Here is a 19,266-nt window from a genome sequence, read left to right as displayed (position 1 = left end):
GGACGGCGGCCACCGGCGTCCCCGCCCGTGGCCGTCCTCCAGCATCCCACCCGCGCCGGACCCCCCGGGGGCACGCCGGCCGGGGCGTCCCCCGCGATCCCCCGTGATCATGGCACCGGGACCACCGGGAACGCGGGGCCGCGGGTCAGGGGACGACGAGCGTGGCCGTGGCCTCGACGACCACCAGCGGCGGGTCCAGCACCGCGGCGGCCGAGGACCCGCGCTCCGGCTCGGCCCGCGCGACCACCCGGGCGGTGCACCGGAGCTCCCGGCTGCGCCGCCCGACCCGCACCACCTCGGCGGTCGCCTCCAGCACGTCGCCGGCCCGGACCGGCGCCAGGAAGCGGACGTCGGTGTAGCCGGCCAGCAGCCCCTCGTCCCCGTCGGCCACGATGGCCACCTCGGTGGCGACGTCGCCGAACAGGCCGAGGGTGTAGGCCCCGTCGACGAGGTCCCCGCCGTAGTGGGCGTGGGCGTAGGGCACGTAGCGGCGGTGGGTGACGGTCAGCCCGAGCCGCGGGTCGGCGCCTGCGGGAGCCGCGGGGGCCGGCGCGGGGGCGCCGTGGGGCGGGGTCATGGGTCCTCCGGGGCGGGGGCGTCGGGTCGGCGCGAGGTGATCAGGGCGTGCACCAGGTAGCTGGCCACCTCGCCGGGCGTCGTGCCGCGGCCGAAGACCCGGTCCACGCCGAGCTCGGCGGCCATCGCCGGGTCGAAGCGGGGGCCGCCGACGACGAGCAGGGGGCGGGCCTCGCCCATCGCCTCGCGGAAGGCCGCGGCCAGCTCGCGGGTGTTGCGCAGGTGGGCGTCGCGCTGGGTGACGACCTGGGAGACCAGGACGGCGTCGGCCCGCTCGGCCCGGGCGCGGGCGACCAGCTCCGGCACGGTCACCTGGGCGCCGAGGTTGGCCACCCGCATCTCCCGGTGGTACTCCAGGCCCTTCTCCCCCGCGAAGCCCTTGATGTTGAGGATCGCGTCGATGCCCACGGTGTGCGCGTCGGTGCCGATGCAGGCGCCCAGGACCACCAGCTGGCGGTGCAGCCCGGCCCGGATGGCGGCGTCGACCTCGCCGGGCGACAGCAGCGGGTAGGCGCGCTCCTCCACCTGCACGGCGTCGAGGTCGACCAGGTGGCGCACCGAGCCGTAGACGACGAAGAAGGTGAAGGCCGCCGCGCCGCCGCCCCCGCCGATCCCGTGGCTGTGCACCACCATCGCCGGCGCGATGCCCATCTTCCCGGCCAGCTGCAGCGCCGCCCCCTCGGCCCGCGGCCCCGGCGGCACGGGGAGGGTGAACGACAGCTGCACCATGCCGTCACCGGTGGTGTCCCCGTAGGGGCGGACGACGCCCATCCCGTCAGGCACGGACCGCCTCCAGCAGTTCCAGGGCCGGGTTGTAGGCCTCCGGGGCCAGCGCGACCACGCCGTCGAGCCCCTTGCCGCCGTCCGGGGGGCGCCGGGTGATGCCGAACGTGCCGTCGGCGATCGCCTGGATGAGCCCCTGGGGGTGGTCGGCGATCCGCTCGAGCAGGGCGACCGCCTCGCGCAGCACGGTGTCGGCGCGGCGGTCGATGAACCCGCCCCGCGGCGGGGCGAAGTCCTCGACCAGGCCCCCGGCGGCGTCGAGCACGTAGCGGACGTTGCGCAGGGCCAGGTCCCGGTCGGACAGCCACGGGGTGACCACGGCCTCGGTCATCATCCCGACCAGCAGGATGCCCTGGCCGGTGAGCGCACCGGCGAGGTTGAAGAAGCCGTCGAGCAGGTAGCCGCGGAACACGTCGCCGGTCATGTGCTTGGTCGGGGGCATCCACTTCAGCGGGGCCTCGGGGAACAGCGAGCGGGCCAGCAGCGCGTGCGCCAGCTCCAGCCGGAAGGACTCGGGCAGGTCGGGGTCGATCTCGAAGGCGTGCCCGAGGCCCAGCTGCCAGTCCTCGAGGCCGGCCTCCCGCGCCAGGGTCTCGTTGAGCAGCTGGCTGACGGTGACGGTGTGGGCCTCCTCCACCGCGTCGGCGGTGGTGAGGTAGTTGTCCTCGCCGGTGTTGATGACGATGCCGGCGCGGGCGTGGACCATCCGGCTGAACCGCTGGTCGACGAAGGTGCGCCGCGGGTTGATGTCACGGAAGAGGATCCCGTACATCGCGTCGTTGAGCATCATGTCCAGCCGCTCCAGGCCGGCCAGGACGGCGATCTCCGGCATGCACAGCCCCGAGGCGTAGTTGGTCAGCCGGACGTAGCGGCCCAGCTCGGCGCCGACGTCGTCCAGCGCGGCCCGCATGAGCCGGAAGTTCTCCTGGGTGGCGTAGGTGCCGGCGTAGCCGGTGCGGGTGGCGCCCTCGGGCACGTAGTCCAGCAGCGACTGCCCGGTGGAGCGGATGACGGCGATGACGTCGGCCCCGGCGCGCGCGGCGGCCTGGGCCTGCGGGATGTCCTCGTGGATGTCGCCGGTGGCCACGATCAGGTAGACCCACGGCCGCCGCGGCGGGTCCCCCAGGCGGGCGACGAGCTCCGCGCGGCGGGCCCGGTTGGCGTCCACGCGGGCCAGGCCTCCGGCGACGGCGGCGCGGGCGGCGTCCCGGGCGCGCTCGGCGTCGGCGCCGGCGGGGACGGCGAAGCGCGCCGTCCCCGCGCCCACCTGCTCGGCCACCGCCTGCAGGTCCGGGGCGGCGCCGGAGGCGATGGCGTGCCACACCGGCAGCGCGACGCCGCACTCCAGGCCCACCTGGTCGCGGACGGCGTCGACCACCCGGTTGACCCACGGCACCCGGTCGGTGGCCGCACCGTCGCCCCCGGTGACCGGGTCGGTGCCGGTCAGCCCGGCCAGCCGGAGCACCGCGCGCTCCACCGAGACGGTGGTGTGCGCCCGGGCCAGGTCGACGACCGGCTGCGCGGCGCGCGCGGCCAGCTCGCGGGCGCGGGTGACCAGCACGGGGTCCAGGTCGAGGCGGGCGGTCACGGAACTCCTCCCCCGGCGACGAGCAGCTGCCGGCAGGCGGGGCGGGCCCGGCCGGCCAGGACGGCGGAGAGCGTCTCGGCGGTCTCCCACAGGACGAGGTCGGCCGGCGCCCCGACGGCCAGGGGGCCGGCGGGGTGCTCGGCGCGGGCGGCGTGCCACCCGCCGTGGGTGGCCGCGTCGAAGGCGTCGAAGGGCCGCAGCCCCGCGCCCGGCGTGCGGTGGTCGACCGCGGCGTGCACCCCGCCCCACGGGTCCAGCGGGGTGACCGGGGCGTCGCTGCCCAGCGCGAGGGCGACCCCGGCGTCGGCGAGCTCGGCGAACGGGTTGGTCGCCAGGGCCCGCTCGACGCCCAGCCGCTCGGCGTACATGCCCGCCGTGCCGCCCCAGGCCGCGTCGAAGGCCGGCTGCACGCTGGCGACCACGCCCCACCGGGCCAGCCGATCCGCGGCGTCCGGGCCGACCATCTCCACGTGCTCGAGCCGGTGCCGGCAGGCGCGCACGGCGGCGTCCCCGAGCTCGGCGGCGACCTCGCCCACCGCGGCCAGCACCTGCGCGAGCGCGGCGTCGCCGATGACGTGGAACCCGGCCTGGACGCCGGCGAGGGTGCAGGCGCGCACGTGCGCGACGAGGTCGCCGGTGTCGAAGCGCAGGTCCCCGCTGGTGCCCGGCCGGTCGGCGTAGGGCGCCGTCAGGGCGGCGGTGTGCGAGCCGAACGCGCCGTCGCAGAACAGGTCGCCCCCGGCCCCGGCCAGGCCGAGCTCGCCGACCACGGCCAGCCCGCCGCGACCGGCCAGCTCCCCCCAGTAGCCGAGCACCCGCGGCCCGGGCCGCTCGCCGGCCAGCGCCAGCAGCCCGGCGAGGTCCTCGGCGCCGGAGACCTCGGGGCCGGCCATCTCGTGCACGGTGCCGATGCCCAGCGCCGCGGCGGCGTCCAGCGCCGCGCGCTGGGCGGTCCGCCGCTGCACGGGGTCGACGGCGCCGTAGGCCGCCTGCCGGACGGCGTGGTGGGCGTCGAGCCGCAGCTGCCCCTCCGGGGACCAGCCGGGCAGGCCGGTGACGCCGGGCACCCGGTCCAGCAGCGCGGTGGACACCACGGCCGAGTGCACGTCGACGCGGGCCAGGTAGGCGGGCCGGTCGCCGACGACGGCGTCGAGGTCCGCTCGGGTCAGCCCGCGCCCCTCGGGCCAGCCGGTCTCGTCCCACCCGGTGCCCAGCACGATGCCGCGGCTGGCGGCGACGTGCCCGGCGACGGTCTCGACCGCCTGGCGCAGGCTCACGCTCGAGTGCAGGTCGAGACCGGTGAGGGCCAGCCCGGTCGCCGTGGCGTGCACGTGCGCGTCGACGAAGGCCGGGGTGAGCAGCGCCCCCCCGCCCGCCAGCACCCGGTCGGAGCGCGGGGCGTCGGCGGCGTCACCGAGCCAGGCGATCCGACCGTCCGCGACCTGGACGGCGCGGCCGGGGCGGTCGCCGACGGTGACGTCGGTGAGCAGGAGCGTCATGCCGGCACGCGCGGGTCGATGAGAGCCCGGACCCCGGCCGACCGGCGGTACAGCGTGAGCGCCGTCTCCGCGTGCCCCGGTGTGTAGCCGTTGCCGATGAGCATCGTCACGTCCGCTGCCATCCCCTCCGCGCCGAGCGCCGCCTGGGCGAACGAGGTCGCCATGGAGAAGAAGACCACGGTGCCGCCCTGCGCCGTCGCCAGGACCGCCCCGTGCTCGGCGCCCGGGGCGTCGACGCACACGACCGTGACCGCGGCGGGCTCCCCCACCGCCGCGGCGACGGCCAGCGGGTCGGTGGCATCGGCGACGACCACGCGGTCGGCCAGGCCGGCCGCGTGCAGGGCGGCGGCCTCCCGCTCGTCGCGGACCAGCCCGGTCAGGGCCGTGGCCCCCGCCGCCCGCGCCGCGGCCAGCGACAGGCACCCCGACTTCCCCGCCGCCCCCAGCACGAGCACCGAGCGGGCCCCCGTCCGCCGGACCACCCGGTCGGTGGCCGCCGGCGCCCCGCAGACGTCGAGGACGGCGAGGGCGACCGCCTCGGGCAGGTCGTCGGGCAGGACGGCGGCGAGGGAGCGGGCGAACAGCACCGCCGTCCCCTCCGCGGGGACCTGCTCGGAGCGGCCGTCCCAGCGGGCCAGGCCGTCGGTGATCCGCAGCGGGGTCAGCGTCAGGGAGACCAGCGTGGCCACCCGGTCCCCGACCCGCAGGCCCAGCGGCGACTCCGCCCCGACCGCCGCGACGACCCCGATGAGCATCCCGCCCGAGCCGGTGACCGGGTTCTGCATCTTGCCGCGCGTGGCGACGATGTCGAGCACCGCGGCCCGCACCGCCGCGCCGTCCCCGCCGCAGGACTCCGAGAGCTGCCGGAAGGAGGCGGCGTCGAGGTTCAGCCGCTGCACCGACACGCGGACCTCGTCGGGGCCGATCGCCGGGTCGGGGTCGAGCCGGAGGGCCGCCTGGGGCAGCACCCCGGGCGGTTCCAGCACCCGGTGCACCCCGAGCGCCCTCACTGCCGCATCCACCGATCCTCCTGTCTCACCCCGTCGAGGGAGGAGAACGTATCGCGATCGTCACAGGAATGTGGACATCTTCCCGTAAGGTGCCGCATCGAGGGAGAACCGCCCCCCGGAAGAGGTGCCCGCCGTGCTGGAACAGCCCTACGAGTACGTCGCCCGGCCGCTGGTCGAGCCCGACTGGCGGCGGCTGCCCGGGTTCGCCGACGTGACCGAGCAGGAGTGGCGCAGCGCCCAGTGGCAGCGCGCCCACTGCGTCAAGAACCTGCGCCAGCTGCGCGGGGTCTACGGCGACCTGCTCGACGAGGCCTTCTACGAGGACGTCGCCGCCGACCAGGCCGGCCGGGCGACGATGTCGCTGCTGCTGCCCCCGCAGATGCTCAGCACGATGGTCCCCGACCGCGTGCCCGACCCCGCCGCGATGCGCGCCGACCCGGTACGCCGCTACATGCTCCCGCTGGCCTCCGACCGGCTGCCGGGCGCGCTGGCCAGCCACCCCTACGCGGCGCGGGACTCGCTGCACGAGCACGAGATGTGGGCCGTCGAGGGGCTCACCCACCGCTACCCCACCAAGGTGCTCGCCGAGCTGCTGTCCACCTGCCCGCAGTACTGCGGGCACTGCACCCGGATGGACCTCGTCGGGAACTCGACCCCCGCGGTGGACAAGCTGCGCTTCGCGCTCAAGCCGGTCGACCGGCAGGCCGCGATGCTCGAGTACCTGCGGGCCACCCCCGGCGTCCGGGACGTCGTGGTCTCCGGCGGGGACGTCGCCAACCTGCCGTTCAGGAACCTCGAGGCGTTCGTCGCCGGGCTGCTGGAGATCGAGTCGGTGCGCGACATCCGGCTGGCCTCCAAGGCGCTCATGGGCCTGCCGCAGCACTGGCTGCAGGACGACGTCGTCGCGGGCATGTCCCGGCTGGCGACGACGGCCCGGGAGCGCGGGGTGTCCCTGGCCGTGCACACCCACGTCAACACCGCCGCCCAGGTCACCCCGCTGGTGGCCGAGGCGGCCGGGGCGCTGCTGGCCGCCGGGGTGCGCGACGTGCGCAACCAGGGCGTGCTGCTGCGCGGGGTGAACGCGACCGCCCCCGCCCTGCTCGACCTGTGCTTCGCGCTGCTCGACGGCGCCGGGATCACGCCCTACTACTTCTACATGTGCGACATGATCCCCAGCGCCGAGCACTGGCGGGTGTCGCTGGCCGAGGCCCAGACCCTGCAGCACGACCTCATGGGGTACCTGCCCGGCTTCGCCACCCCGCGGATCGTCTGCGACGTCCCCTACGTCGGCAAGCGCTGGGTGCACCAGGTCGCCGAGTACGACCGCGAGCGCGGCATCAGCTACTGGACCAAGAACTACCGCACCGGCATCGAGCGGGACGACGACGGCGCCCTCGACCGCCGCTACACCTACTACGACCCGGTGCACACCCTGCCCGAGGCCGGGCAGGCGTGGTGGCGGGCCCGCGGCGCCGATCCGGTCTCCGCCGACCTGGCCGCGGCCGCCTCCCGGCAGGCCTCCCTGGTCGACTGACCCAAGAAGGACCCCCGGAAGGACCCCGTGCTCCTCACCGCTCGCAGGCTCGCGGCGAGCCTCGGGACGGGGCCGCCGGGCCGCGTGTCCCGGAGCCCGCCGGGCGGGTAGGGGCGCCCCATGGCGGCCGGGGCCGGGGTGCTGCACACCGGACGGTTGCGCCTGCGCCCGTGGACCACGGGGCGCGACGACCTCGCCCGACTGGCCGACATCTACGGCCGTCCCGCGGTCACCCGCTGGCTGGGCGGACCCCCGGCGCTGACCCCGGTGGAGCTCGTCGGCCGCTGGAGCGAGGTCCGCGCCGGCTCCGACCGCTACGGCGTGTGGGCGGTGGAGGAGGCCGCCACCGGCACCGTGGTGGGCACCGTGCTGCTCAAGCCCCTGCCGGACGGTGTCGGCGAGGTCGAGGTCGGCTGGCACCTGCACCCGGACGCCTGGGGGCGGGGGTACGCCACCGAGGCCGCCCGGGCGGTGGTGCGGAAGGCCTTCGACGGCGGTCTGCCCGAGGTCTACGCCGTCGTGCGTCCCGGCAACGAGGCGTCGATGGCGGTCTGCCGGCGGCTCGGGATGGCCCACCTGGGCCGGATGCGCCGCTGGTACGACGCCGAGCTCGAGGTGTTCCGCCTGGTGGCGCCCCCGGTGGTGGACTAGCGCCGGGCCCGGTCGCCCGGTGCCGGCTCCCTCCTCAGCGCCGCCCGCGCCGGCCGGCCAGGCGGCGCAGCCGCGCCACCGGGTGCGGGCGCGGCAGGCGCCGCCGCGTCCCCCGGGCGTCCGGGTGGTCGCGGGCCTCGGCCTGCTGCAGGGTCGGCGCCGTCCCGCCCAGGTGCGCCGGCTGCCACCACAGCTCCTCCGGGCCGGAGGGCGGCTGGGGGTAGCTGCGCTGGGCCTCGTCGACCAGCGCCTCCATCGCCGTGCGGATGCGCCCCAGCAGGACCGGGGCGGTCTCCCCCGGCTCCGGCACGATCGGCTCCCCCAGCACGACGGTCACGGCCACGCCGCGCCGCAGGTCCACCGGGTGGTGCTTGGTGGTGATGCGCTGCCCGCCCCACACCGCCGCGGGCAGCACCGGGGCGCCGGAGTCGATGGCCATGCGGGCGGCGCCGGCCTTGAGGTCCTTGAGCACGAAGCTGCTGCTGATCGTCGCCTCGGGGAACACCCCGACGACGTGCCCGTCCTCGAGCGCCCGCACCGCGGCGTCGAAGGCGGCGGCGCCGGCCCGGCGGTCCACCGGGATGTGCCGCATCGCGCGCATCAGCGGCCCCGAGACGCGGTGGCGGAAGACCGACTCCTTGGCCATGAACCGCACCAGCCGGCGCCGGGGCAGCGCCGCCAGGCCGAGGAAGGTGAAGTCCAGGTAGCTGACGTGGTTGCTGCACACCACCGCCGGCCCGGACGCCGGGACGTGCTCGGCGCCGCGCACGTCGAAGCGCAGCCCCAGCAGCCGGAAGACCACCAGCACGAGTCGGATCACCAGCCGGTAGGGCCGGTCGCGGGGGTCGGGCCGGGGCCCGAAGAGGTCCCGGCGGACGACGTCGCGCCAGCGAGCGGTCTCCATGGCGGGACGATAACCGGCGCTCCTCGGCGGCCGCGTCAGGCCCGTGTGGCCGTCACCGCCGCCCGCACCACAGCGGTGAGCTCACCGGTCTCCCGGTGCACCCGCCGCTGGAGGGCCGCACCGGTGCCGCCGCCCACCAGCTCGGCCACACCGGCGCGCACCCGGGCCTCGTCGCCGCACTCGACGAGCACCTCCCCCACGTGGTCGAGCAGCGCCGCCACGACCGTGGCGGCGGGGGTCGGCCGGCCGGAGACCGGGTGGACCAGGTCGCCGTCCAGACCCGAGCGGCTGGCCCGCCAGCCGGCCACCCGCAGCAGCTCGCTGCGCACCTGCGGCGCCGGGTGACCGGCCCGCCACTCCCGGGCCGCGGTCTCGACCAGGCCGCGCACCAGGCCGGCGAGGACGACGGCGTGCTCGACGTGCAGCAGCACGTCGGCGGTGCGCACCTCGACGGTCGGCCACCGCTCGGAGAGCCGGGCGTCGAAGTAGACCATCCCCGGGTCGACGATCGTCCCGGACGCCAGGAGCTGCTCGACCACCCGGTGGTAGCCGGCGGCGGACCCGAACGGCTCGGTGGGACCGGCCGAGGGCCAGCGCCCCCACGCCTGCGCGCGGTAGCTGGCGTGCCCGCTGTCGCGGCCCAGCCAGAAGGGCGAGTTCACCGACAGCGCGGTGAGCACCGGCAACCACACCCGGATCCGGTCGAGGACGGCGACCCCCTCCTCGTCGTCGTCCACCGACACGTGCACGTGGCACCCGCAGGTGAGCTGCTCGAGGGCCGTGAGGCCGAACGTCTCGGTCATGAGCGCGTAGCGCTCCCCCGGCGTGGTCACCGGGTCCACCGCCACCGGGGAGCTGGCCAGGGCCGCCACCCGGGCACCGACCGCTCGCGCCGCCGCGTCGGCCCGTTCGCGCCAGTGCCGCACCTCGGCGGCCACCTCGTCGAGCTGCTCGCACACCCGGGTGCCGAACTCCACCTGCTGGGCCTTGAGCTCCGGGACCAGCCGCGCCCCGGCGGCGTCGTCCGCACCGCCGTCCTCCGCGCCCCGGTGGTCGTGCTCGCTCACCGTCTCCCCCTCCCCCCGGGAGGCGGCGACCCGCAGCGCGGCCGGCCCCCGCGGGGTCGGCCGCCCCTCGGCGTCGACCACCAGCAGCTCTTCCTCGACCCCGACCGTGCGCACCGGGTGATCCTCCGGGGCCCTGCCCGATCGCGCGCGCCGGCGTCCGGGAACGGCGGTTGCGGTTGGCGCTCCTGCGCCGGAGGCGCGGCTGGTACCTGCGGGCGAACCACATCGTTCTTGGGTCGGAGGTTGGGGATAACGGGTATGGTGGGAGGATGAGCGGACCGTGGCAGACCCCGTTGCCGGAGATGCCGAGCCCCCCGGCGGCGCGCGCCTGGGCGCGGCTGGCCGCTCCGGAGGGCTACGAGGCCCAGTGGCGGCGGCTCGTGGACGCCGCGCTGGAGCTGGGCATGGGCCCCGACCAGCTCAGCGAGGAGGGCCTCTCCCCCGTCGCCGCCGCCCGCGAGTGGAAGCCGGCCACGATCGCCCTGTACAGCAAGGTCGCCCGCTACGGCGGGCTGGCGCTGCCCGGCGTCCCCACCCCGGAACCGGACCCGGTGACCCTCGAGCTCCGGCCGCTCACCGAGGTGCGCGGTAGCGACCCCGAGCACCTGCGCGCCGTCGCCTGGTGCGCACTGGCGCTGGGCTGGCCGGGGACGGTGGGCCAGTTCCGCTCGCTGCGCCGGGAGCAGGTGCACCCCTCGACGCGCCGACTGCTCGTGCACACCGACGACGGCCGCTGGTCGGTGCCCGGCGCGCTCACCGCCTGGCACGCCTGGGAGGCGGCCCGCAACCGGTACCCGGCCCTCGCCGCCAGCCCGTGGGTGCTGCCCGCGCTCCGCAAGGGTCCCGGCTTCGGCTCGGCGGTCGGCGGCCGGCTCTCGACCCAGGCGCTGCAGGTCACCTTCGCCAAGCACGCCGCCCGCACGGCCGGGTACCTGCGGGAGACCGCTCCCCCGTCCCGGCGCGAGGAGGTGGAGGCCCTGGCGGCGCGCTACGGGGAGCTGTCCTACGACTCCTTCCGCCGGCTGGCCCTGGCCGCCGGGGCGGCACCGGTCGCCGCCCGCGGCGCGGTGCGGGCCGAGCGGGTGGTGGCGCGCAAGGCCCGGGCCGCGCGGGCCGAGCGGCTGGCCGGCCCCGCCGGCTAGGTACGGCTAGGCCCGCGGCGCGTACATGATGACGGTCACGCCGAGCAGGCACACCAGCGCGCCGAGGACGTCGAAGCGGTCGGGCCGGAAGCCGTCCACCAGCACGCCCCAGGCCAGGGACCCGGCGACGAACACGCCGCCGTAGGCGGCCAGGACCCGGCCGAAGTGGGCCTCGGGCTGCAGCGTCGCGACGAACCCGTACGCCCCCAGCGCCAGCACACCCACCCCGGCCCAGAGCCAGCCGCGGTGCTCGCGGACCCCCTGCCACACCAGCCACGCCCCGCCGATCTCGGCCAGCGCGGCCAGGCCGAACAGCAGCAGCGAGCGCACGACCGTCATGCCCGCGATGCTGTCAGCCGGGCCCCGCACCGCCCGGCCGGACCCTCACAGCAGGGTGAGCTGCTCGGCCCCGGGGGCGGCGTCCGGGGCCCCCGCGGGGGCGGCGCCGGGGAGGCTGCCGGCCGGGAAGCCCGCCTCCGCGTCACCGGGCACCCCGCGGGCCGCTCCCCCCGCCTGCCGGTCCAGGCCGTACCGGGCGAGCAGCGGCGCGACCCGCTCACCCAGCCAGCGGCGGTACTCCGGCGCCACGGAGGACCCGCGGTACAGCTGCCGGTAGCGCGGGACCAGCCGCGGTTGCTCCCGCGCGAGCCAGGCGGAGAACCACTCCCGCGCCCCCGGCCGCAGGTGCAGGGGGACGACGGTGACCCCCGTGGCCCCGGCGTCGGCGAGGGCCGCCAGCGTCGCCTCGAGGTCGGCCAGGCGGTCGGTGAGCCCGGGCAGCACCGGGGCGAGGAAGACCCCGCAGGGCAGGCCGGCGTCGGTGACGGCGCGGACGAGGTCCAGCCGCGCCCGGGGGCTGGGCACGCCCGGCTCCAGGGCCGCGTGCAGGTCGTGGTCCAGGATCGCGATGGACACGCCCAGGCCCACGGGCACCTCCCCGGCGGCCGAGGCCAGCAGCGGCAGGTCGCGGCGCAGCAGCGTGCCCTTCGTGAGCACCGAGAACGGCGTGCCGGACCCGGCCAGCGCCCGGATCACCCCGGGCATCAACCGGTAGCGCCCCTCGGCCCGCTGGTACGGGTCGGTGTTGGTACCCAGCGCCACGTGCTCGCGGGACCAGGACGGGCGGGCCAGCTCCCGGCGCAGCACCTCCACGAGGTTGGTCTTCACCACGACCTGGGTGTCGAAGTCCCGGCCGGCGTCCAGCTCCAGCCACTCGTGGGTGCCGCGTGCGTAGCAGTAGAGACAGGCATGGGTGCAGCCCCGGTAGGGGTTGATCGTCCAGCGGAACGGCAGCGGCGAGGCGGCCGGCACGGGGTTGAGCGCGCTGCGGCCGGCGACCTCGTGGAACGTCACCCCCGGGAACTCGGGCACCTCCACGCTGCGCAGCAGCCCGCGCCGGGTCGGCATCCCGGGCAACGCGCCGGCGTCCTCGGCGTCCAGCCGCTGGGCATCCCACCGCACCCGCCCATCCGAACACACGTTCGACGCGGTGTCGAGCCGGCGTCCCCGTGCTGTGCGCACCGGGCGGCGCGGCACGAGGAGGCCGGCTCGAGGCTGACGGTGACCGGGCTCGGCTCAGGTGAGGTCGGCGCGGACCATGACGACCTCCCGCACGACGTCCCGTGGGGCGTCCCGCCGGGAGCCGGTCCGGCCCGGCAGCCCCACGGCACGCCCGGCGGCCGGCACGGCGGTCAGGTAGGTCGCCAGCCCGGCGGCGCACTCCTGCGGCCGCTGGGCGCCCACGACGGCCTCCGCCCGGGCCCGGTACGACCGCCCGGCCAGCCGCAGCTCGACGTCGGCGGGCTCGCGCAGGTTGCGCCACCAGGTCTTGGCGCCCGGCGCCCCGACCAGGATCCACACCGAGCCGCCGTCGCGCACGTACCGGGCGACCAGCTCGTGGGCGGTGCCCGTGCGCCGGCCGGTGTACCGGACCACCGCCAGCCGCCGGCCCGGGCGGGGGCCGAGGCGGGAGCGCAGCACCCGGCGCAGCACCGGGTTGGCCACCCGGTTGGTCAGGACGTGGCCACCGGTCACCGGTGCAGGCTAGAGCGGCGGGCGGTCCTCGTAGAAGGTGGAGAGCACCACGGTGGTGCGGGTGGTCACGTTGGCCGCCGCCCGGATCTTCTGCAGCAGCGCCTCCAGCGCGTCCGGCGAGGACACCCGCACCTTGAGGATGTAGCTCTCCATGCCGGCGACCGAGTGGCAGGCCTCGATCTCGGGCAGGTGCGCCAGCCGGGCGGGCGCGTCGTCGGGCTGGGCCACGTCGATCGGGGTGATGGACACGAACGCGGTCAGGCCCAGTCCCAGCGACCGCGCGTCGATCTTGGCGTGGTAACCGGTGATCAGGCCGCGCTGCTCGAGGCGGCGCACCCGCTGGTGCACCGCCGACACCGACAGCCCGACCCGCTCGGCGAGGTCGGTGTAGCTGGCCCGCCCGTCGCGGGCCAGGGCGGCGAGCAGCGCGCGGTCGACGTCGCCGGAGGTGGCCGGGACGCCGCCCGCCGGCTCACCCGGGGAGGACGACGAGGTCACGCGGACCCCCGTTGACGCTCCGCACGCCGTCCTCGGTGCAGACGACGATGTCCTCGATGCGAGCCCCGCACCGGCCGGCCAGGTAGATCCCCGGCTCGACGGAGAAGGCCATGCCCGGCTCCAGCGGCAGGCCGTTGCCGGCGACGATGTAGGGCGCCTCGTGGGTGTCCAGGCCGATCCCGTGCCCGGTCCGGTGGATGAAGTGCTCCCCCCACCCCGCCGCGGTGATCACGTCGCGGGCGGCGGCGTCCACCGCCTCCGCGGTGACCCCCGGCCGGACGGCGGCGGTCGCGGCGGCCTGCGCCTCCTGCAGCACCGCGTACCACTCGGCGGTCCCCGCGTCGGGGGCCCGGCCGACGGCGTAGGTGCGGGTGCAGTCCGAGCGGTAGCCGGTGGCGGTCTCCCCGCCGATGTCGACCACCACCAGGTCGCCCTCGGCCACCACCCGGTCGGAGAGCTCGTGGTGCGGGCTGGCCCCGTTCGGGCCGGACCCGACGATGGTGAAGTCGACCGCCACGTGGCCCTCCTCGAGGATCGCGGCGGCGATGTCCGCGCCGACCTGGGCCTCCGTGCGGCCGACCCGCAGCCACTCCCCCATCCGCGCGTGCACCCGGTCGATGGCCGCCCCCGCGGCCGCGAGCTCGGCCACCTCGGCCGGCGTCTTCACCATGCGCAGCCGGTCCACGGCCGGGGCGGCCAGCTCCAGCGCCGCCCCGCCCAGGGCCCGCTGGACCCCCAGCGCGTGCTCGGCCCAGGTGCGCGACCCCACGGCGACCCGGCCCGGCTCGCCGCCGAGGCGGGCGCGCACCGCCCCGGCGAGCAGGGCGAACGGGTCGTCGGTCTCGTCCCAGGCGAGCACCTCCAGGCCCAGGCCGCCGGCCGGGCTCGCGTCGACCATCGGCGCCTCGAGCCGCGGGACGACGAGGAAGGGCTCCCCGGACCGGGGGACGACGAGCGCGGTGAGCCGTTCCATCGCGTGGGCGTGGTAGCCGCACAGGTACCGCAGGTCCGACCCGGGGGTGAGCACCAGGACGTCGAGGCCGCTGCCGGCGGCGGCCTCGCGGGCGCGGCGCAGTCGGTCTCCGGTCACCAGCGCTCCGGCGGGGGTGGGGGAAGGCACGACCGGAGACTATCCACGCCCCCTGCGCGACGACCCCGGCCGTTACCGTCCCGGGACGTGACCACCATGCTGCTGGACGCGGCCAGCCTCTACTTCCGGGCCTTCTACGGCGTGCCCACCAGCGTCACCTCACCCGACGGCCGGCCGGTCAACGCCGTCCGCGGTTTCCTGGACATGACCGCCCGGCTGGTCACCGCGCACGGCCCCGACCGGCTGGTGGCCTGCTGGGACGACGACTGGCGCCCGGCCTTCCGGGTCGCGGCGCTGCCGTCCTACAAGGCGCACCGGCTGGCCCCCGACGGCGGGGAGGAGACGCCCCACGAGCTCGGCCCGCAGGTGCCCGTGCTCGTCGAGGTGCTCGCCGCCGCGGGGGTGGCCCGCGTCGGCGCGCCCGGCTACGAGGCCGACGACGTCATCGGCACGCTCGCCACCCGCGCCGCGGGCCCGGTGGACGTGGTGACCGGCGACCGCGACCTGTTCCAGCTGGTGGACGACGACCGCGGCGTCCGGGTCCTCTACACCGCCCGCGGCATCACCGACATCGAGGTCGTCGACGAGGCCGCGGTGACGGCCAGGTACGGCATCCCGGGGCGGGCCTACGCCGACTTCGCCGTCCTCCGCGGGGACCCCAGCGACGGGCTGCCCGGCGTGGCCGGCATCGGTGCCAAGACGGCGGCCGCGCTGGTCACCGAGTTCGGCGACCTGGCCGGGATCCGCGCGGCCGCGGCGCGCACCGTCATCCCCTCCGCGCCGCTGACCGCGGCGGTGCTGCGCAAGCTGCACGCCGGCGCCGGGTACCTCGACGCCGCACCGGTGGTCGTGGCCGTCGCCCGCGACGTGGACCTCCCGCCGCTCGACGACGCCCTCCCCCGCCGTCCTGCCGACCCCGGGCGGCTGGCCGCCCTCGCCGAGCAGCACGGCATCGCCTCGTCGGTGCGCCGGCTGGGTGCGGCGCTGGGCTGGCCGGCCGACGCCGTGGCCTGATCGAGGGCGCTGCCCGGCCCCGCCGGCGGGTGACGGGGGCAGGCGGCCCCGTCCAGGGCACCGCCCCGAGCGGGCGAGGGGCGGGGAGGACGGGTCCTCCGTCAGACCTCCTGCCAGGTGTAGGCGGCGGTCCCGGGGTCGGTGATGGCGATCTGGATGGTGACGTCCTCGCCGTCCGCGGTCGTGCCGGTGCACCGGTAGGTGGCGCCGGCCTCGACGGTCATCTCGTCGGCGCAGCTGAGGTCGATGCCGACGCCGTTGGCCTCCTCGAACTGCGCGGCCACGTCCTCCTCCACCGCGCCGCGGTCGAGCACCTCGTCGCCGAGCACGAGGGGCAGGACGATCGCCGCGGCGATGACCAGCAGGGCGAGCACCGCCAGGCCCACGACCAGCCCGGTGCGCGACCTGCCCGGCGGTCGACCGTAGCCGGGCTGCGGCCCGTACCCGGGCTGGGCGTACGGCTGGCCGTACTGGGCGGGCTGCGGCCCGTACTGGCCGGGCGGGGCATAGCCGGGCTGGCCGTACGGCCCCGGCTGGCCGTAGCCGGGCTGGCCGTAGCCGGGCTGGCCGTACGAGCCCGGCTGGCCGTGGCCGGGCTGCTGCGGGTGGGCGGGAGCCTGCTGACCCTGGCCGGGCTGCCCGTACGGCCCCGGGTGGCCGTAGGCCGGCTGCTGGCCGTACCCCGGCTGCCCGTGCGGGCCCGGCTGCGCACCACCGTGCGGCGGGTTGGTCATCGTCGTGCTCCCGATCGGCTGGCGGACCCCCGTGACCGCCTGTCACGACGGCGGGGTGGATTGTGCACCACGAGCGGCGTCGCGACGGGCAACCGGCGCGGCGTCCGGTCAGCCGCCCACGGCGACGGCCACGACGCCGCGGCGGACCCGCTCGACCGCGCGCCGCGCGGTGGCGGCCACCGGCTCGTCGGCGACCTTCGCCAGCTGGTCGAGCAGGTCGACCAGCTGGCGGGCCCAGCGCACGAAGTCCCCGCCGGAGAGCTCGGTGCCGGCCTGCTCGGCGCCGGCCAGCACCCGGTCCAGGCCCTGCCCGTCGGCCCACCGGTAGGCCGCCCAGGCGAAACCCAGGTCCAGGTCGCGGCTGCCGGGGACGCCGTGGTCGAGCTCGACGTCCTGCAGCCGCGCGCGGATCCGGCGCATCTCGCCGATCGCCGCGGCGACCTTGCCGGAGGGGACGGCCGGCTGGCCCGGGGTCTCCCGGCGGGCCTCGAACACCAGCGTGGAGACCGCCGCCGCGAGCTCGGCGGCGCCCAGCCCCCGCCACGCCCCCGCACGCAGGCACTCGGCGACCAGCAGGTCGGCCTCCGACCACACCCGGGCCAGCCGCCGGCCGTCCTCGGTCACCAGGGGCGCCCGGTCGGCCACCTCGGCCCCGACGACGTCCCCGTCGTCCCGCGGCGGTGCGTCGGGGTCGGGCAGGAGGTAGCCCAGCTCCTCCAGCACGTCGCAGGTGCGGTCGAACTGCCGGGTCAGCGAGCCGGTCCGCTCGGCCATCCGCCGGTGGGTGCTCTCCGCCTCCCGGGTGGCCCGCCACCACCGCTCGGCGGCCCGCACCCGCTCCTCCCGGTCGGGCACGGAGTGCACGGGGTGGGCGCGCAGGGCCCGGCGCAGGTCGTGCAGGACCGGGTCGTCGGCGGCGGCCGAGCGCTGCCTGACCCGCCGGGCGCCGAGCTCGTGCTCGACGCGGGCGTTGCGCAGCGTCGCGGCGAGGTCCCGGCGGGCGTGCGGGCTGCGGTGGTTGAAGTTCTTCGGCACCCGGACCCGCGCCAGCGCCGACACCGGCGAGGGGAAGTCGACCGCGCCCAGCCGGCCGGCCCACTTGTCCTCGGTGAGCACCAGCGGGCGCGGCTCGGCCAGGTCGGTCACGCCCGGGTCCAGGACGACGGCCAGCCCCTGCCGCCGGCCCGAGGGGACCCGGATGACGTCGCCGGGGCGCAGCGCCGCGAGCGCGTCCGCGGCCTCGATGCGGCGCTTGGCCGCCGAGTCGCGGGAGAGCTCCTTCTCCCGGTCGGCGATGTCGCGGCGCAGCTGCGCGTACCCGGCCACGTCGCCGTGCTCGGAGTGCATCTCGGCCGCCCAGCGCTCGGCGTCGGCCTCGTGCCGGGCCGCGGCCCGGGCCAGCCCCACCACCGAGCGGTCGGCCTGGAACTGGGCGAAGGAGGAGGCCAGCAGCTCCCGGGCGCGGGCCCGGCCGAAGGAGCTGACCAGGTTGACCGCCATGTTGTAGCTGGGCCGGAACGACGAGCGCAGCGGGTAGGTGCGGGTGCTGGCCAGCCCGGCGACCACCGAGGGGTCCATGCCCGGCGCCCAGACGACCACGGCGTGGCCCTCGACGTCGATGCCGCGGCGCCCGGCGCGGCCGGTGAGCTGGGTGTACTCCCCCGGCGTGACGTCGACGTGCGCCTCGCCGTTCCACTTGACCAGCCGCTCGAGCACCACCGTCCGGGCCGGCATGTTGATGCCCAGGGCGAGGGTCTCGGTGGCGAAGACCGCCTTGACCAGGCCCTGGACGAAGCACTCCTCGACGGTCTCCTTGAACGCCGGCACGAGGCCCGCGTGGTGCGCGGCCAGACCGGCCAGCAGCCCCTCCCGCCACTCCCAGAAGCCGAGGACGTGCAGGTCCTCCTCCGGCAGCGAGCCGGTGCGCTCGTCGATGATCCGGGCGATCTCGGCGCGCTCCCACTCGTCGGTCAGCCGCAGCCCCGCGCGCAGGCACTGGTCCACCGCCGCGTCGCAGCCGTTGCGGCTGAACACGAACGTGATGGCCGGGAGCAGGCCGGCGCGGTCGAGCCGCTCCACCACGTCCGGGCGGGCCGGCGGGCGGTAGCGCGGCTTGTGCGAGTAGCCGCGCCGGGGCCCGCCGTCCCAGCCCTCGATGCGCCGCTCGTACTCGCGCACGTAGCGGACCAGCTCGGGGTCGACCACGCTGGCGCCGCGGTCCCGGGCGGAGCGCCCCCGCGGGGTGTCCTCGGAGTCGGCGGCGTGGGCGGCCGGGCGCAGGCTGAACAGGTCGAACACCCGGTTGCCCACCAGCATGTGCTGCCAGAGCGGGATCGGCCGGACCTCGCTGACCACGACCGCGGTGTCCCCGCGCACCGTGACCAGCCAGTCGGCGAACTCCTCGGCGTTGCTCACCGTCGCCGACAGCGACACCAGCGTCACCGACGGCGGGAGGTGGATGATCACCTCCTCCCACACCGCGCCGCGGAACCGGTCGGCGAGGTAGTGCACCTCGTCCATGACCACGTACCCGAGGCCGGCGATCGCCGGCGACTCGGCGTAGAGCATGTTCCGCAGCACCTCGGTGGTCATCACCACCACGGGCGCGTCCCCGTTGACGGCGTTGTCGCCGGTGAGCAGGCCGACCCGGTCGGCGCCGTACCGCTCGACGAGATCGTTGTACTTCTGGTTGGACAGGGCCTTGATCGGCGTGGTGTAGAAGGCCTTGCGCCCCTCGGACAGCGCCTTGTGGACGGCGAACTCGCCCACCACGGTCTTGCCGGCCCCCGTGGGCGCGCACACCAGGACGCCGGCCCCGCGCTCCAGCGCCTCGCACGCCTCCACCTGGAACGGGTCCAGGGAGAAGGACAGGTCCGCCGTGAAGTCGGCCAGGACGGGGTGGGCGCTGCGCCGCCGGGCAGCCGCGTACCGCTCAGCGGGGCTGGACATGGTGTCCACGGTAGGCGCGGTCCCCGCTCCCGGCGCGGCCGACTCCCGTCGGCGACAATGTTGGGGATAACGGATCTGCGACCGCCCGAGGCGGCTGGTGATCAGCCGGGCTGATCGTTGGCGGGGGGGGGGGGGGGGCGGGGGGGGGGGGGGGGGGGGGGGGGGGGGGGGGGGGGGGGGGGGGGGGGGGGGG

18 protein-coding genes are annotated in these 19,266 nt (G+C 77.0%); 4 read left to right on the top strand and 14 right to left on the bottom strand.

Features of this window, described 5'->3' with window-relative positions; all coding sequences use genetic code 11:
* Positions 1-145: 145 nt before the first annotated feature.
* The 5 genes from kal to kdd are packed head-to-tail and all read right to left on the bottom strand — an operon-like array spanning position 146 to position 5,468.
* Complete coding sequence (gene kal, locus ACI8AC_RS12030; RefSeq protein ID WP_456898003.1) at positions 146-577, bottom strand: 3-aminobutyryl-CoA ammonia lyase; 432 nt, start codon at positions 575-577, stop codon at positions 146-148.
* Positions 574-1,359 (bottom strand): lysine 5,6-aminomutase subunit beta, encoded by a 786-nt coding sequence (gene kamE, locus ACI8AC_RS12025; protein WP_456898001.1) that lies wholly within the window; start codon positions 1,357-1,359, stop codon positions 574-576. The genes kal and kamE overlap by 4 nt, the downstream gene beginning before the upstream one ends.
* A complete protein-coding gene (gene kamD, locus ACI8AC_RS12020) occupies positions 1,352-2,947 on the bottom strand; it encodes a lysine 5,6-aminomutase subunit alpha (protein ID WP_456898000.1) in 1,596 nt (531 codons plus the stop codon). The genes kamE and kamD overlap by 8 nt, the downstream gene beginning before the upstream one ends.
* Positions 2,944-4,446, bottom strand: coding sequence for an amidohydrolase (locus ACI8AC_RS12015; protein WP_456897998.1), 1,503 nt, complete (start codon positions 4,444-4,446; stop codon positions 2,944-2,946). The genes kamD and ACI8AC_RS12015 overlap by 4 nt, the downstream gene beginning before the upstream one ends.
* The gene (gene kdd / locus ACI8AC_RS12010) at positions 4,443-5,468 is read right to left on the bottom strand and encodes an L-erythro-3,5-diaminohexanoate dehydrogenase (protein ID WP_456897997.1); all 1,026 of its coding nucleotides are present in this window, start codon (positions 5,466-5,468) and stop codon (positions 4,443-4,445) included. Before kdd ends, ACI8AC_RS12015 begins: the two co-directional genes overlap by 4 nt.
* Before the next feature lie 121 nt (positions 5,469-5,589).
* On the opposite strand from kdd, the gene ACI8AC_RS12005 reads away from it, so the two are divergent.
* Complete coding sequence (locus ACI8AC_RS12005) at positions 5,590-6,990, top strand: KamA family radical SAM protein (RefSeq protein WP_456897996.1); 1,401 nt, start codon at positions 5,590-5,592, stop codon at positions 6,988-6,990.
* Between the two features lie 120 nt (positions 6,991-7,110).
* Complete coding sequence (locus ACI8AC_RS12000) at positions 7,111-7,641, top strand: GNAT family N-acetyltransferase (RefSeq protein ID WP_456897995.1); 531 nt, start codon at positions 7,111-7,113, stop codon at positions 7,639-7,641.
* Positions 7,642-7,675: 34 nt separating this feature from the next.
* Here the strand turns inward: ACI8AC_RS12000 and ACI8AC_RS11995 are convergent, their stop codons facing one another.
* Together ACI8AC_RS11995 and ACI8AC_RS11990 are read right to left on the bottom strand one after the other, a co-directional pair.
* Positions 7,676-8,545: a lysophospholipid acyltransferase family protein gene (locus tag ACI8AC_RS11995; protein ID WP_456897994.1), complete on the bottom strand. Its 870-nt coding sequence runs from the start codon at positions 8,543-8,545 to the stop codon at positions 7,676-7,678.
* Between the two features lie 35 nt (positions 8,546-8,580).
* Positions 8,581-9,726, bottom strand: coding sequence for a glutamate--cysteine ligase (locus ACI8AC_RS11990; RefSeq protein WP_456897993.1), 1,146 nt, complete (start codon positions 9,724-9,726; stop codon positions 8,581-8,583).
* Between the two features lie 155 nt (positions 9,727-9,881).
* Between ACI8AC_RS11990 and ACI8AC_RS11985 the strand changes: the two genes are divergently transcribed.
* Positions 9,882-10,754: a hypothetical protein gene (locus ACI8AC_RS11985; RefSeq protein ID WP_456897992.1), complete on the top strand. Its 873-nt coding sequence runs from the start codon at positions 9,882-9,884 to the stop codon at positions 10,752-10,754.
* Between the two features lie 6 nt (positions 10,755-10,760).
* Here the strand turns inward: ACI8AC_RS11985 and ACI8AC_RS11980 are convergent, their stop codons facing one another.
* The 5 genes from ACI8AC_RS11980 to ACI8AC_RS11960 all read right to left on the bottom strand — a co-directional run bounded on the left by ACI8AC_RS11980 (position 10,761) and on the right by ACI8AC_RS11960 (position 14,376).
* Positions 10,761-11,093: a YnfA family protein gene (locus ACI8AC_RS11980; RefSeq protein WP_456897991.1), complete on the bottom strand. Its 333-nt coding sequence runs from the start codon at positions 11,091-11,093 to the stop codon at positions 10,761-10,763.
* 45 nt (positions 11,094-11,138) lie between these two features.
* Entirely contained in the window at positions 11,139-12,215 is a 1,077-nt protein-coding gene (locus ACI8AC_RS11975; RefSeq protein WP_456897990.1) for an Rv2578c family radical SAM protein, read from the bottom strand.
* Between the two features lie 114 nt (positions 12,216-12,329).
* Positions 12,330-12,788, bottom strand: coding sequence for a nitroreductase/quinone reductase family protein (locus ACI8AC_RS11970; protein ID WP_456897989.1), 459 nt, complete (start codon positions 12,786-12,788; stop codon positions 12,330-12,332).
* 9 nt (positions 12,789-12,797) lie between these two features.
* A complete protein-coding gene (locus ACI8AC_RS11965) occupies positions 12,798-13,286 on the bottom strand; it encodes an Lrp/AsnC family transcriptional regulator (RefSeq protein ID WP_456897988.1) in 489 nt (162 codons plus the stop codon).
* Positions 13,261-14,376 (bottom strand): M24 family metallopeptidase, encoded by a 1,116-nt coding sequence (locus ACI8AC_RS11960; protein ID WP_456897987.1) that lies wholly within the window; start codon positions 14,374-14,376, stop codon positions 13,261-13,263. The genes ACI8AC_RS11965 and ACI8AC_RS11960 overlap by 26 nt, the downstream gene beginning before the upstream one ends.
* A 96-nt stretch (positions 14,377-14,472) precedes the next feature.
* Between ACI8AC_RS11960 and ACI8AC_RS11955 the strand changes: the two genes are divergently transcribed.
* Positions 14,473-15,390, top strand: coding sequence for a 5'-3' exonuclease (locus ACI8AC_RS11955; RefSeq protein WP_456898131.1), 918 nt, complete (start codon positions 14,473-14,475; stop codon positions 15,388-15,390).
* A gap of 101 nt (positions 15,391-15,491) precedes the next feature.
* Here the strand turns inward: ACI8AC_RS11955 and ACI8AC_RS11950 are convergent, their stop codons facing one another.
* Complete coding sequence (locus tag ACI8AC_RS11950; RefSeq protein ID WP_456897986.1) at positions 15,492-16,124, bottom strand: DUF4333 domain-containing protein; 633 nt, start codon at positions 16,122-16,124, stop codon at positions 15,492-15,494.
* Positions 16,125-16,232: 108 nt separating this feature from the next.
* Positions 16,233-19,073, bottom strand: a complete 2,841-nt coding sequence (locus ACI8AC_RS11945; protein ID WP_456897985.1) for a DEAD/DEAH box helicase — start codon at positions 19,071-19,073, stop codon at positions 16,233-16,235.
* Positions 19,074-19,266: the final 193 nt, after the last annotated feature.

It is taken from the genome of Geodermatophilus sp. SYSU D00758, from assembly GCF_054049955.1.
Note: the sequence above shows the minus strand (reverse complement) of the source record. Positions and strands in the feature narration are given on the sequence as shown.

Excerpts from the sequence above, each read along its gene's own strand:
- kal (WP_456898003.1), bottom strand. The coding sequence starts at position 577 with ATGACCCCGCCCCACGGCGCCCCCGCGCCGGCCCCCGCGGCTCCCGCA.
- ACI8AC_RS12015 (WP_456897998.1), bottom strand. The coding sequence starts at position 4,446 with ATGACGCTCCTGCTCACCGACGTCACCGTCGGCGACCGCCCCGGCCGC.
- ACI8AC_RS12000 (WP_456897995.1), top strand. The coding sequence starts at position 7,111 with ATGGCGGCCGGGGCCGGGGTGCTGCACACCGGACGGTTGCGCCTGCGC.
- ACI8AC_RS11995 (WP_456897994.1), bottom strand. The coding sequence starts at position 8,545 with ATGGAGACCGCTCGCTGGCGCGACGTCGTCCGCCGGGACCTCTTCGGG.
- ACI8AC_RS11985 (WP_456897992.1), top strand. The coding sequence starts at position 9,882 with ATGAGCGGACCGTGGCAGACCCCGTTGCCGGAGATGCCGAGCCCCCCG.
- ACI8AC_RS11980 (WP_456897991.1), bottom strand. The coding sequence starts at position 11,093 with ATGACGGTCGTGCGCTCGCTGCTGCTGTTCGGCCTGGCCGCGCTGGCC.
- ACI8AC_RS11955 (WP_456898131.1), top strand. The coding sequence starts at position 14,473 with ATGCTGCTGGACGCGGCCAGCCTCTACTTCCGGGCCTTCTACGGCGTG.
- ACI8AC_RS11950 (WP_456897986.1), bottom strand. The coding sequence starts at position 16,124 with ATGACCAACCCGCCGCACGGTGGTGCGCAGCCGGGCCCGCACGGGCAG.
- ACI8AC_RS11945 (WP_456897985.1), bottom strand. The coding sequence starts at position 19,073 with ATGTCCAGCCCCGCTGAGCGGTACGCGGCTGCCCGGCGGCGCAGCGCC.